At 65.7% G+C, this 12,140-nt stretch carries 12 protein-coding genes, 1 other RNA gene and 1 pseudogene; 8 read left to right on the plus strand and 6 right to left on the minus strand.

The annotated features are described in order from the left end of the window. Positions 1-22 precede the first annotated feature (22 nt). From ffs to OWC48_RS08725, 5 genes are all read left to right on the plus strand, one after another. An RNA gene (gene ffs / locus OWC48_RS08705) (signal recognition particle sRNA small type) lies at positions 23-119 on the plus strand. Between the two features lie 94 nt (positions 120-213). Further along, positions 214-2,052 carry a DNA polymerase III subunit gamma/tau gene (locus tag OWC48_RS08710; protein ID WP_282519615.1) on the plus strand — a complete coding sequence of 613 codons (1,839 nt, stop codon included), beginning with the start codon at positions 214-216 and terminating at the stop codon, positions 2,050-2,052. A 23-nt stretch (positions 2,053-2,075) separates the two neighbouring features. Further along, entirely contained in the window at positions 2,076-2,396 is a 321-nt protein-coding gene (locus OWC48_RS08715) for a YbaB/EbfC family nucleoid-associated protein (protein WP_028148995.1), read from the plus strand. 1 nt (position 2,397) lies between these two features. Continuing rightward, complete coding sequence (recR, locus tag OWC48_RS08720; RefSeq protein ID WP_282519616.1) at positions 2,398-3,000, plus strand: recombination mediator RecR; 603 nt, start codon at positions 2,398-2,400, stop codon at positions 2,998-3,000. A 26-nt stretch (positions 3,001-3,026) separates the two neighbouring features. After that, positions 3,027-3,464, plus strand: a complete 438-nt coding sequence (locus OWC48_RS08725; RefSeq protein ID WP_282519617.1) for a hypothetical protein — start codon at positions 3,027-3,029, stop codon at positions 3,462-3,464. A 150-nt stretch (positions 3,465-3,614) separates the two neighbouring features. Here the strand turns inward: OWC48_RS08725 and OWC48_RS08730 are convergent, their stop codons facing one another. The 3 genes and pseudogenes from OWC48_RS08730 to OWC48_RS08740 all read right to left on the minus strand — a co-directional run bounded on the left by OWC48_RS08730 (position 3,615) and on the right by OWC48_RS08740 (position 6,630). Further along, complete coding sequence (locus tag OWC48_RS08730) at positions 3,615-4,979, minus strand: AmpG family muropeptide MFS transporter (protein WP_282519618.1); 1,365 nt, start codon at positions 4,977-4,979, stop codon at positions 3,615-3,617. A gap of 87 nt (positions 4,980-5,066) precedes the next feature. Beyond that, positions 5,067-5,368 (minus strand): annotated as a pseudogene (locus OWC48_RS08735) (GIY-YIG nuclease family protein). 62 nt (positions 5,369-5,430) lie between these two features. Then, positions 5,431-6,630: a DNA recombination protein RmuC gene (locus OWC48_RS08740; RefSeq protein WP_282519619.1), complete on the minus strand. Its 1,200-nt coding sequence runs from the start codon at positions 6,628-6,630 to the stop codon at positions 5,431-5,433. Positions 6,631-6,801: 171 nt separating this feature from the next. On the opposite strand from OWC48_RS08740, the gene def reads away from it, so the two are divergent. The 3 genes from def to truA all read left to right on the plus strand — a co-directional run bounded on the left by def (position 6,802) and on the right by truA (position 9,192). After that, a complete protein-coding gene (gene def / locus OWC48_RS08745) occupies positions 6,802-7,326 on the plus strand; it encodes a peptide deformylase (RefSeq protein ID WP_282519620.1) in 525 nt (174 codons plus the stop codon). Between the two features lie 205 nt (positions 7,327-7,531). After that, positions 7,532-8,455: a methionyl-tRNA formyltransferase gene (gene fmt / locus OWC48_RS08750; RefSeq protein ID WP_282519621.1), complete on the plus strand. Its 924-nt coding sequence runs from the start codon at positions 7,532-7,534 to the stop codon at positions 8,453-8,455. Then, a complete protein-coding gene (truA, locus tag OWC48_RS08755) occupies positions 8,455-9,192 on the plus strand; it encodes a tRNA pseudouridine(38-40) synthase TruA (RefSeq protein ID WP_282519622.1) in 738 nt (245 codons plus the stop codon). Before fmt ends, truA begins: the two co-directional genes overlap by 1 nt. 162 nt (positions 9,193-9,354) lie before the next feature. Here truA and dapE read toward each other — a convergent pair whose 3' ends face one another. From dapE to dapD, 3 genes are all read right to left on the minus strand, one after another. Then, positions 9,355-10,521 carry a succinyl-diaminopimelate desuccinylase gene (gene dapE, locus OWC48_RS08760; protein WP_282519623.1) on the minus strand — a complete coding sequence of 389 codons (1,167 nt, stop codon included), beginning with the start codon at positions 10,519-10,521 and terminating at the stop codon, positions 9,355-9,357. Then, positions 10,518-11,156: a DUF805 domain-containing protein gene (locus OWC48_RS08765; protein WP_282519624.1), complete on the minus strand. Its 639-nt coding sequence runs from the start codon at positions 11,154-11,156 to the stop codon at positions 10,518-10,520. The genes dapE and OWC48_RS08765 overlap by 4 nt, the downstream gene beginning before the upstream one ends. A 129-nt stretch (positions 11,157-11,285) precedes the next feature. Further along, on the minus strand, positions 11,286-12,131 hold the full coding sequence (gene dapD / locus OWC48_RS08770; protein WP_282519625.1) for a 2,3,4,5-tetrahydropyridine-2,6-dicarboxylate N-succinyltransferase: 846 nt from the start codon (positions 12,129-12,131) through the stop codon (positions 11,286-11,288). Positions 12,132-12,140: the final 9 nt, after the last annotated feature.

Consider the following 12,140-nt stretch of genomic DNA (forward strand, 5'->3'; position numbering starts at 1 on the left):
TTTTGGCCCCAAATAGGGACCGGGAGATTGGCGGTGGACGAGCCACTCGCCAACCGGGTCAGGTCCGGAAGGAAGCAGCCCTAACGAGGTCCGGATCGGGTCGCTCGTCAGTCTCCTACCTGTTTTTCCGAGCGAATTGCGCCGGCGGGCTTCCCGCCAGCGCGCTCCTTTCCGCAATAGCAGGGCGAAAGACATTCCATTGCGGATCGACCGATGACCGACGCTGGCGCCCCTCCCAACCCCGACAGCGCCGGCCAGGCTAGCACGCCCTACCGGGTGCTGGCGCGCAAATACCGGCCCTCCAGCTTCGACGATCTGATCGGCCAGGAGGCCGTGGTCCGCACCGTCTCGAACGCGTTCGAGACCGGGCGCATTCCGCAGGCCTGGATCCTCACCGGCGTCCGCGGCGTCGGCAAGACCACCACCGCGCGTATTCTGGCCCGTGCGCTCAACTACGAGATGCCTGACGGATCGGTGAAGGGCCCGACCATCCACATGCCGACCCTGGGCGTGCACTGCCAGGCGATCATGGAAAGCCGGCACATGGACGTGCTGGAGATGGACGCCGCCTCGCACACCGGCGTCGACGACGTCCGCCAGATCAATGACAGCGTGCGCTACGCGCCGGCCAGCGCGCGCTACAAGGTCTACATCATCGACGAAGTCCACATGCTGTCGACGGCGGCGTTCAACGCCTTCCTGAAGACGCTGGAGGAACCGCCGGAGCACGCCAAATTCGTGTTCGCGACCACCGAGATCCGCAAGGTTCCGGTGACTGTGCTGTCGCGCTGCCAGCGTTTTGACCTGCGCCGGGTCGAGGCCGACGTGCTGATGAAGCACCTCGCCAATATCGCGGCGAAGGAGAGCGTCGAGATCGAGCCCGAGGCGCTCGGCATCATCGCGCGCGCCGCGGAAGGCTCGGTGCGCGACTCTCTGTCGCTGCTCGACCAGGCGATCGCACACGCGGCAGGCACCGTGAAGGCGGATGCGGTCAGGCAGATGCTTGGGCTCGCCGACCGCACCCGCGTCATCGACCTGTTCGATTCGCTGGCGCGCGGCGACATCGCGAGCGCCTTCAGGGAGTTCCGCGACCAGTACGACGTCGGCGCCGATCCGATCGTCGTGCTGTCGGACCTCGCCGAGTTCGTCAATTTCGTCACCCGCGTGAAGATCGTGCCGGCGACCGCCGACAACGTCGCCTATGGCGAGACCGAGCGCGTGCGCGCGCGGGATTTCGCCTCGAAGATCTCGATGCGCGTGCTGTCGCGGATGTGGCAGATGCTGCTCAAGGGCATCACCGAGGTGCAGGCCGCGACGCGCCCCGCAGCGGCCGCCGAAATGGTGCTGGTGCGCATCGCCTATGTCGCCGACCTGCCGACGCCCGACGAAGCGATCAAGATGCTGGAGCAGAACGGCGGCGGCTCGCCGGTCGTGGGGGGCGGAAGTGCCGCACGCAGCGGCGCGCCGGGTGCACCGGTGGCCTCCGCGGCGCCGGTTGCCTCGGCTGCACCCATGCGCGCACCGACCTCGTCACCGGCCGGGTTCGGCGGCGGCGCTGCCCGGCCGCAGATGGCCGCGCCCGCGCCGGATCCGCAAGCGGCCGCACCCCAACTGCGCATCACGAGCTTCACCCAGCTCGTCGCGGTCGCCGGGCAGAAGCGCGATCTCATGACCAAGGGCGCGCTCGAAGGCGACATGCGCCTCGTTCGTTTCGAGGAGGGCCGGCTGGAAGTCGCGCTCGAGCCCAACGCCTCCAAGACCATGATTTCGGAGCTCGCGCGAAAATTCGAGCTCTGGACCGGCCGGCGCTGGACCGTGATCGTCTCCAACGAGCAGGGCCAGCCGACGCTGCGTTCGGTGAGCCAGGCGGCGAAGCAGGAACATGCGCGCTCCGCCGAAGCCGATCCGCGCGTGCAGGAGGTGCTGTCGCGTTTTCCCGGTGCGAAGGTCGTCGAGGTCCGCAGGCTTGCCCCCGAGGCGCCGGAAACCAATATGAATGCGGACTATGGCAGTGACGATCCGCCCGATGGTTCCGACGGCGACGATCTCTGATTCGGTTATCGAGGACAGCACCGATGGTCGATATTTTCGGCATGATGAAGCAGGCGCAGCAGCTGCAATCCAAGATGCAGGAGATGCAGGATCAGCTCTCCAACGTCGAGGTCGAAGGCATCTCCGGCGGCGGGCTCGTCGCCGTGCGCATGACCGCGAAGATGGACGTGAAGGGCATCAAGATCGATCCCTCGCTGATGAAGCCGGAGGAGCGCGAGGTGCTCGAGGACCTGCTCGTCACCGCCCTCGGCGATGCCCGCCGCAAGGCCGAGACGGCCGTGCAGGAGAAGATGCAGGCGCTTACGGGCGGGCTCAGCCTGCCGCCGGGTATGTTCGGCCAATAAGATGGGTTCGGTTGCAGGTCCCGAAATCGAGCGGCTGGTCCAGCTCCTCGCACGGCTGCCGGGCTTGGGCCCGCGCTCCGCGCGGCGTGCGGCGCTGCATCTGATCAAGAAGCGCGAAGCGCTGATGATGCCGCTGTCCTCGGCCCTGCAGGTCGCGCTCGACAAGGTCCAGGTCTGCAAGACCTGCGGCAACATCGACACGCAAAATCCCTGCACGGTCTGCACCGATCCGAAGCGCGATCCCACCATCATCGTCGTCGTCGCCGATGTCGCCGACCTCTGGGCGCTGGAACGGGCCAATGCGACCCAGGGGCGCTATCACGTGCTGGGCGCGACCTTGTCGCCGCTCGACGGCGTCGGCCCGCAGGATCTCACCATCGACGCGCTGGTCGCGCGCGCGCATGCTGCCGAGGTGCACGAAATCATCCTGGCGCTGAACGCGACGGTCGACGGCCAGACCACGGCGCACTACATCACCGACCTGCTTCAGGACGCCAACGTAAAAGTAACCCGGCTGGCCCATGGTGTGCCGGTCGGTGGCGAGCTTGATTTTCTCGACGAAGGTACGCTATCGGCCGCCATGCGGCAGCGGACCCTGTTCTAGCCATCCAGACTTACGGAACGGACGACATGACGAAACTTTTCGCCACACGATCGGCTTTGGTCGCGACGATGATGCTGCTGGCGACCCCGGCCATCTCCGCGCAGCAGGACGACGGGGCGCCGCCACCGCCGAAGCCCGGCAAGCCGATCAGTGCCGGCGAGGTGCTCTCGGGCGAATTGAACGCAATGAAGGTGCGCGACGTCAAGAACGTCGGCAAGCGGATTGCGATGTACCAGATCACCTCGGAGCCGCGTCGACTGCCGGCGCCGAACGGGCTGTGCAATCTCGAGACCGGCCCCGAGACGTTCCAGCTCGTCACCTCGAGCGACGCGCAGGCCACGCAGCTGAAATCGTTTGTCGGCAAGGAGATCTCGGTCAAGGTCGACGAAGTCGCCTGCGCCAGCGATCCCGGCCAGATGAGCGAAGCCGTGATCACGAAGTGGAGCCTGATCAGGAAGCAGTAGGGGGGCGAAAATATCGACGTCGTCTCCACGATTCCGGTGTCGTCGCCCGGCTTGACCGGGCGACCCAGTACGCCGCGGCAGCTGTGATGAACCTCGATGTCTCTGGAATACTGGATCGCCCGCTTTCGCGGGCGATGACCAAGACCGGGACTACACCCTCACCGGCCCCAGCGCCTCGAAATGCCCGCGCTTCTGCAGCCAGGCCAGCAGAACCAGGCTCGGGATCGCCACCAGCACGCAAATCGCGAAGAACAGCGGCCAGCCGGTCGTCTCCGCGACATAGCCCGCACTCGCTGACAGATACGTGCGCCCGACTGCCGCAAGCGCGGTGAGCAGCGCGTATTGCGTCGCCGTGTGCAGCGGATTCTGGCACAGCGCGGAGAGATAGGCGACGAAGATCACGGTGCCGATGGCGCTGGTGAAGTTCTCGCAGGTGATGGCAAAGGCCAGCGCCCATTGGCTGGTGCCGACGAAGGCCAGCCAGGAGAAGGAGAGATTGGCGAGCGCCTGCACCACGCCGCCGATCCACAGGCTGGTCGCAAGCGAATAGCGCCGCGCGAGGAAGCCGCCGGCAAAGCCGCCGATCAGCGTTGCCGCGAGGCCGACGCCCTTCACGATCGCCGCATAATCGTTGCGGGAAAAGCCGAGGTCGATCACGAACGGCGCGGTCATCGTGCCAGAGAAGGCATCGGTGAACTTGAACAGCACGACGAAGGCGAGCGCGGCGAGCGCGTCCTTGCGCGACAGGAATTCCGAGAAAGCCCCGATCGCCGCGTGCAGCACGCGCGCGAACGCCGTCTCGGTTTGTGTCGCGGCTTCCGCCCGCACCGATTGCTCGGGCTCGGTCGCGGCCAGCGCGGTAATCGTGCCGATCAGCACCATCGCCGCCATCACCACGTAGCCCCACATCCAGGCCGACGCGCGCGGAATGCCGGTGCCCTCGAAGCCGGACACGATGAACAGCGCGCCCGCGGTCGAGACCAGCATGCCGATGCGATAGGCCGCGACATAGGACGCCATTCCGGCGGCCTGCTCGCTCTCCGGCAGGCTCTCGACGCGGAAGGCGTCGACCACGATGTCCTGCGTCGAGGAGGTGGTCGCGACCAGCAGCGCGCCGAGCGCGACGTAGAACGGCGAGCGCGCGGGATCGGTCAGCGCCAGCAGCAGGATCGCGATGATCAGCAATAGCTGCGAGAACAGCAGCCAGCCGCGCCGCCGTCCGAACGCGCGGGTGAATAGGGGCACATGCAGCGCATCCACCAGCGGCGCCCACAGGAATTTCAGCGTGTAGGGCGTGCCGACCAGCGCAAACAGCCCGATGGTCTTGAGATCGACCCCGGCCTCGCGCATCCACACCAGCAGCGTCGAGCCCGACAGCGCCAGCGGCAGCCCCGAGGAGAAACCGAGGAACAGCACGATCAGCACCCGCGGTTGCAGGTAAACGGCCAGGCCGTCGCGCCAGGAGGTGGGGGCCGTGTCGGCGCCGGCAGGGGAGGTCGCGTCGGGTGCGGTCATGGGGAGGTGTTAGCAGATTCTGGGGGCCACAAGTGAGGTGTCGTCGCCCGGCTTGACCGGGCGACCCCAGTATCCCAGAGGCCGGAGTTATGGAGGACCCGCGATCCCCGAATAGAGATCGTTCCAATCCGGATTGTCTTTCTCGATCAGCGCGATCTTCCAGTCGCGCTTCCACTTCTTCAGTCGTTTCTCCGTTTGATCGCATTCTCGGGATCATCGAACTGCTCGAAATAAACTAGCTTCACGACGCCGTAATCCTTCGTGAAGCTCTCGACCAACTGCAATTTGTGTTCGGCTACGCGACGGATGAGGTCATTTGTCACGCCAATGTAGAGCGTGCCACCAATCTTGCTGGCTAGGATGTACACGTAGTAGCAGCGTGCGCCCATCTGCCGTCTCTGGGATACTGGGTCGCCCGGTCAAGCCGGGCGACGACAGTGTGCCTCAAAACTCACTCCCCCGCCTGGAGCTTCCGCGGGAACAGCTCCGCGGCACCTGCCGCCACCAGATGCGATCCCTCCGGCGCATCGGTCTTGCTGAAATCGAGCTCCTCGATTCTCCCGGCGCGCTTCTCGATCTTGTCGGCGGAGATCAGCACCTGCCGGACGTCCTCGTTCGCGTCGGCAAAATGCTTCTGCAATTTCAGCACGCGGTCGCGCAGGCGTCCCAAATCGTCGCCGAGCTTGATCACCTCGGTGCGGATCTGATCGGCGGCGTCGCGCATGCGCGCGTCCTTCATGATCTGCTGCATCACCTGGATCGCGAGCATCAGTAGCGAAGGCGACACCAGCACGACACGGGCGCGATAGGCCTTCTGGATCACATCGTCGAAACCGTCATGGATCTCGGCGTAGACCGATTCCGACGGCACGAACATCAGCGCCATCTCCTGGGTCTCGCCGGTGACGAGATATTTGTCGGCGATGTCGCTGACATGCTTCATCACGTCGCCGCGCAGCCGCTGCGTGGCGATGCGCCGCTCCTCGTCGGTGCGGGCGTCGTGCAGCGCGGTCATCGCCTCCAGCGGAAATTTGGCGTCGATGCAGAGCGGACGCTGGTCGGGCAGGAACACCACGCAGTCCGGCCGCTTGCCGGTCGAGAGCGTGAACTGGAATTCGTAAGAACCCTTTGGAAGCCCGTCCTGGACGATCGCCTCCATCCGCGCCTGGCCGAAGGCGCCGCGCGACTGCTTGTTGGCGAGCACGTCGCGGAGCGTCGTCACCTGCGTGGTGAGGTCGGTGAGGTTCTTGTGCGCGTTGTCGATGATGCCGAGCCGCTCGTGCAGCGCGCGCAGGCTCTCCATGGTGTTGCGGGTCGAGTGTTCCATGGACTGGCCGACCCGATGGGTCACCGAATCCAGCCGCTCGTTGACCGCGCGCGCCATGTCGGCCTGGCGGCCGGCCAGCGCCTGGGTCATGGCGTCGGCGCGGCCGGCAGCTTCGCTCTGGGCGTGCAGCACCTGGCTGAGGCGCTCCTCGAGCTCGTCCGCGCGGATGGCATTGGCCATGGCGAGTTCCGCACCGCGCCGTCCCGAGCGGGCGATCACCACCGCAATCACCACCAGCAGGATGAGGACGAGGGCGCCGAAGCCGATCAGCGCATCAATGGTGCGGACCGGCCAGTCGCCAGCCAGGAAAATGATCTCGTTCATGGCGGCCCTTGTAGCCGATTCGACACCCTCCGCGAACGAATAGCGAACGCTTATGGTTAACAGCCCCTTAATTTTTATGGTTAACGAAACCTGAAGTTTTATGGTTAGCGGAGGGTTAACGGAGTTCCTCGCCGCATTGACCGCATCCGGCATGCGGCTTAAATCGCGGCCATGGCCCTCAGAGAAATCATCATCCTGCCCGACAAGCAGCTGCGTCTGGTCTCCAAGCCGATCGAGAAGGTCACGACGGAGATCCGCAAGCTTGCCGACGACATGTTCGAGACCATGTACGACGCGCCCGGTATCGGCCTCGCGGCGATCCAGATCGCGCAGCCTCTGCGGCTGATCACCATGGACCTCGCCAAGCCCGACCCGGACGGCGAGACCAAGCCGGAGCCGCGCGTCTTCATCAACCCCGAGATCATCGCGTCTTCCGAGGATCTGTCGATCTACGAGGAAGGCTGCCTGTCGATCCCCGAATATTACGAGGAGGTCGAGCGGCCTGCGAAGGTGCGCGTGCGCTTCACCGACCTCGACGGCAAGGTGCACGAGGAGGACGCCGAAGGCCTCTACGCCACCTGCATCCAGCACGAGATCGACCATCTCAACGGTGTGCTATTCGTCGACTATCTGTCAAAACTCAAGCGCGACCGCGTCATCAAGAAGTTCGAGAAAGCCGCCAAGCGCGCGGAGTAAGTCATTTGTAAGCACCGGTGCTGCCGCGAACTCCCATGCGCTCCCTCCCCCCTTGCGGGGAAGGGCGGGGGAGAGGGGTAGCCCAGGCGGAAGTCTAACCGGGGCGAAGAACTGGTCCGCGCTCATACCGAGAGAGCGCGTCGTGTGGCACCCCTCTCCCTAGCCCTCCCCCGCAAGGGGGGAGGGAACATACCGAGTCCTTGTCATGCCCCTCCGCCTCATCTTCATGGGCACGCCCGATTTCTCCGTGCCGACGCTGCTCGAGCTGGTCTCGCACGGCCACGAGATCGCGGCGGTCTATACGCGCGCGCCCAAGCCCGGCGGACGGCGCGGCCTGCAATTGCAGCCGACCCCGGTCGAGGAAGCCGCGCGAAAGCTTGGCGTGCCCGTGCTGACGCCGAAGTCGCTGAAGACGCCCGAAGCGCTCGACGAGTTTCGCGCCTTCGACGCCGATGCCGCCGTCGTCGTCGCCTATGGCATGATCCTGCCGCAGGCGATCCTCGATGCGCCGAAGCTCGGCTGTTACAATCTGCACGCCTCGCTGCTGCCGCGCTGGCGCGGCGCTGCGCCGATCAACCGCGCCGTCATGGAAGGCGATGCCGAGAGCGGCGTCATGGTGATGAAGATGGATGTCGGCCTCGACACCGGCGACGTCGCCATGGCCGAGCGCATCGCGATCCCCGACAACATGACCGCAATCGATCTGCATGACCGTCTCTCCCGGCTCGGTGCCGATCTGATGGTGCGCGCGATGGCCGCACTCGCCCGCGGCGGGCTCCAGCTCAAGAAGCAGAGCGAGGATGGCGTCACCTACGCCGCCAAGATCGACAAGGCCGAAGCCCGGATCGACTGGACCAGGCCCGCGCGCGCCGTGCTGCGCCACATCCACGGATTGTCGCCGTTTCCCGGCGCCTGGGCCGAGCTTGAGAACGCACGCGTGAAAATCCTGCGCTGCGAGCTGGCAAAGGGCTCCGGCGCACCCGGCGCGGTGCTCGACGACCAGCTCACGATTGCCTGCGGCGAGGGCGCGGTCCGCATCCTCGAGCTGCAACGCGAAGGCAAGGCGCGGATGCAGGCCACGGACTTTCTGCGCGGCGTGCCGGTGAAGCCGCCGATGCGGCTGGCCTGATGCCCCGCTACAAGCTCACCATCGAATATGACGGCGCGCCGTTCTTCGGCTGGCAGGTGCAGGACACGCTGCCTTCCGTGCAGGGCGCGTTAGAGGCGGCGGTGAAGGCGATGACCGGCGCGGATTTGCGCGTGCACGGTGCGGGCCGCACCGACGCCGGCGTGCATGCGCGCGGCCAGGTCGCGCATGTCGACATCGACAAGCAGTTTCCGCCGGGCCGTTTTCGCGACGGATTGAATGCGCATCTGCGCCCGCATCCAATCGCGGTGCTGGAGGCAGAGGTCGTCCCTGACACCTTCGAGGCACGCTTCTCGGCCGTGAAGCGGCACTACCGCTACCGCGTCGTCAACACCCGCGCCAATCTCGCGCTCGATGTCGGTCACGCCTGGCGCGTGCCGCGCCGGCTCGATGCCGATGCGATGCATGCGGCGGGACAACGCCTGCTCGGCAAGCACGATTTCACGACGTTTCGCGACACCGAGTGCCAGGCCAAATCGCCGGAGAAGACGCTCGACCAGCTCGACGTGCTGCGCGACGGCCGCGAGATCACGATTCTCACCTCGGCGCGCTCCTTCCTGCACAGCCAGGTGCGCTCGATGGTGGGATCCCTGGTGTGGGTCGGCGAGGGCCGCTGGACCGCGGACGATCTCTCCGCGGCGCTCGAAGCCCGCAACCGCGCGGCGTGCGGTATCGTCGCGCCGCCTGACGGGCTGTATCTGATGAAGGTGGATTATTAGACGAGAGCCAGACGCCCTTGCCTCATCATCAGTGTCATGCCCCGGCTTGACCGGGGCATCCAGTACGCCGCGGCCTCTCGATGCTATCGCTGCTGTCTCGGAGTACTGGATCGCCCGGTCAAGCCGGGCGATGACAGTGGAGTGATGGGCGAGAGTTGAGTCTCACCCAAAATACCGCGCCAAAATCCCCCGATACACCTGCGTCAGCTTCTCCAAATCCACCACCGGCACGCGCTCGTCGACCTGGTGCATGGTCTGGCCGACCAGGCCGAACTCGATCACCGGACAGTAGCTCGAGATGAAGCGCGCATCCGAGGTGCCGCCTGAGGTCGACAGCTCCGGCTTGCGCCCGGTCACCTCCTCGATCGCGGAGACCGCGAGGTCGGTGAACGGGCCGGGCTTGGTCACGAACACATTCGAGTTCGAGGGCTCCCAGACGATGCGGGCGCGGATGCGGTTGCCGCAGGCTTTCGTCAGACGTGTCTCGACCAGCTCGCGCAGGCTCGCCTGGGTGTGGTTGTCATTGTAGCGGATGTTGAACTTTGCGCGGGCCTCGCCGGGGATGACGTTGTTGGCCTTGTTGCCGACGTCCACCGAGGTGAATTCGAGATTGGAGGCCTGGAACTGCGCGCTGCCATGGTCGAGCGGCTCGTCACTGATCGCCACGATCAGCCGCGAGATATCAGGCACCGGATTGGAGGCACGGTGCGGATAGGCGACATGGCCCTGCACGCCGTCGACATAGAGCGTGCCGGACTGCGAGCCGCGGCGGCCGACCTTGATGGTGTCGCCGAGCGTCTCGACGTTGGAGGGCTCGCCGAGCACGCAATGGTCGAACTTTTCGCCGCGCTCCGCGGCCCATTTCAGCAGCTTGATGGTGCCGTTGATGGAGACGTCTTCCTCGTCGCCCGTGATCAGGAACGAGATCGAGCCCTTTCCATCGGCGCGCGGCGTGCCGCCATTCGCGGCGAGATGCTCGAGCACGGCTGCCACCGAGCAGGCGATGCCACCCTTCATGTCGACCGCGCCGCGGCCGTGCAGAAAGCCGCCCCGGACCTCGCCCGAGAACGCGCCGACGCTCCAGGCGCTCTCGTCGCCGGGCGGCACCACGTCGGTGTGGCCGGCGAAGGTGATGTGCGGGCCTTCAGTGCCGATCCGCGCATAGAGATTGTCGACGTCGGCTGTGCCTGCTTCGCTGAAGGTCACGCGGTGGCAAGTGAAGCCGGCAGCGTTGAGGGCTTTCTCAAGCACCCCCAGCGCACCGGCATCGGCCGGAGTTACCGAGGGGCAGCGGATGAGATCGCGGGCAATCGAGAGAGCATCGGTCATGCGCTCCGCTTAACATGCATGCCGCCGGGTGGGCTAGCGCTGGGCGGCACCAATTCGAGCTCGCTTTGCTGGTCCCAGCTTTTTGCAGGGGACGAGCCGTCCTCGGTCTCGGCCAATGGATCAGGACCGAACCGATTGTCGCCGGTACTGCCGGGGACGCAGAACATCTCGACGAAGCCCCACAGCCACAGACTGGAAGCGCCGAGGCTGAATGGAAGCGTCCAGTTGGAGTCGGGCAGCAGATCCGAGAACTGGCTGAACAGGCCGGGCACGACGAAGAAGGCAATGATCCACCGGCCACTCCTGTCGCGATCATGCAGCCGCTTGATCGCAGTCGCGAGATAGATCCAGAGGAACAGCGACAAGCCGAACGCCTTCAGGATCAGGTTGGTGCGATCAACGGGCGCCAGCGAGCGATAGGCCCGGGGATCGACCAGCTTGAAGAGGTCGTCGAGGCCGAAGTCGAAATCGAGTTTCAGGGATAGCTTCAACGCCCCCTCGGCCTCGATGAGGTGGATCACCTGACCGATCACGCCGAGCAGCGCCGCCAGCAGCGCGACGATGAGCAGCGCCTGCCACAGCAAAGCGCGGTTGATGCGGCCGTCGAAGCGAAAGAGGTACCAGGTCCAGTCCATGGCGAAGGTTCCGGGCAGCGGAGGCCGTCCGGTGATTGGTCGCGATGGAGGGATAGAGGGTTCGATTGGCGCCGCAAGGGGCTCTTTCACCTCGCCCCGCTTGCGGGAGAGGTGAAAGAGAGAATCTTATCAATCCCGCAGCAGCTCGTTGATGCTGGTCTTCGAGCGCGTGCGCTCGTCGACGCGCTTGACGATCACGGCGCAGGCCGTGCTCGGGCCGATGTGGCCGTTCTTCATCGGCTTGCCGGGCAGCGCGCCGGGCACGACGACCGAATATTCCGGCACCTCGCCCACGAAGACCTCGCCGGTCTCGCGATCGACGATCTTGGTGGAGGCGCCCAGGAACACGCCCATCGCCAGCACCGCGCCCTTGCGCACGATCACGCCTTCGGCGACCTCGGAGCGCGCGCCGATGAAGCAGTCGTCCTCGATGATCACGGGCTCGGCCTGGAGCGGCTCGAGCACGCCGCCGATGCCGGCGCCGCCGGAGATGTGCACGCGCTTGCCGATCTGCGCGCAGGAGCCGACGGTGGCCCAGGTGTCGACCATGGTGCTCTCATCGACATAGGCGCCGAGATTGACGAAGGACGGCATCAGCACGACGTTCTTGGCGATGAAGGCCGAGCGGCGCACCACCGAACCCGGCACCGCGCGAAAACCGGCATCGCGAAAACGGTTCTCGCCCCAGCCCTCGAACTTCGAGGGCACCTTGTCCCACCAGGTCGCCTTGCCGGAGCCGCCGGGAATGACACCCATGTCGTTGAGGCGGAAGGACAGCAGCACGGCCTTCTTCAGCCATTGATTGACCTTCCACTTGCCGTCGGCCCCGCGCTCCGCGACGCGGGCCTCGCCCTTGTCCAGGATCTCCAGCGCCTGGTCCACGGCCTCGCGCACCTCGCCCTTGGTCGAGGTCGAGATGCCGTCACGCGCGTCGAAGGCGCTGTTGATGGTGGATTCGAGGGCGGACAGGGACATCGGGATTTC

Origin of the sequence: Bradyrhizobium sp. Arg816 (assembly GCF_029989365.1) — a bacterium.
Lineage (GTDB): Bacteria > Pseudomonadota > Alphaproteobacteria > Rhizobiales > Xanthobacteraceae > Bradyrhizobium.

Coding starts and splice junctions, on each gene's coding strand:
- OWC48_RS08710 (WP_282519615.1), top strand. CDS start 214: ATGACCGACGCTGGCGCCCCTCCCAACCCCGACAGCGCCGGCCAGGCT.
- OWC48_RS08715 (WP_028148995.1), top strand. CDS start 2,076: ATGGTCGATATTTTCGGCATGATGAAGCAGGCGCAGCAGCTGCAATCC.
- recR (WP_282519616.1), top strand. CDS start 2,398: ATGGGTTCGGTTGCAGGTCCCGAAATCGAGCGGCTGGTCCAGCTCCTC.
- OWC48_RS08725 (WP_282519617.1), top strand. CDS start 3,027: ATGACGAAACTTTTCGCCACACGATCGGCTTTGGTCGCGACGATGATG.
- OWC48_RS08730 (WP_282519618.1), bottom strand. CDS start 4,979: ATGACCGCACCCGACGCGACCTCCCCTGCCGGCGCCGACACGGCCCCC.
- OWC48_RS08740 (WP_282519619.1), bottom strand. CDS start 6,630: ATGAACGAGATCATTTTCCTGGCTGGCGACTGGCCGGTCCGCACCATT.
- def (WP_282519620.1), top strand. CDS start 6,802: ATGGCCCTCAGAGAAATCATCATCCTGCCCGACAAGCAGCTGCGTCTG.
- fmt (WP_282519621.1), top strand. CDS start 7,532: ATGCCCCTCCGCCTCATCTTCATGGGCACGCCCGATTTCTCCGTGCCG.
- truA (WP_282519622.1), top strand. CDS start 8,455: ATGCCCCGCTACAAGCTCACCATCGAATATGACGGCGCGCCGTTCTTC.
- dapE (WP_282519623.1), bottom strand. CDS start 10,521: ATGACCGATGCTCTCTCGATTGCCCGCGATCTCATCCGCTGCCCCTCG.
- OWC48_RS08765 (WP_282519624.1), bottom strand. CDS start 11,156: ATGGACTGGACCTGGTACCTCTTTCGCTTCGACGGCCGCATCAACCGC.
- dapD (WP_282519625.1), bottom strand. CDS start 12,131: ATGTCCCTGTCCGCCCTCGAATCCACCATCAACAGCGCCTTCGACGCG.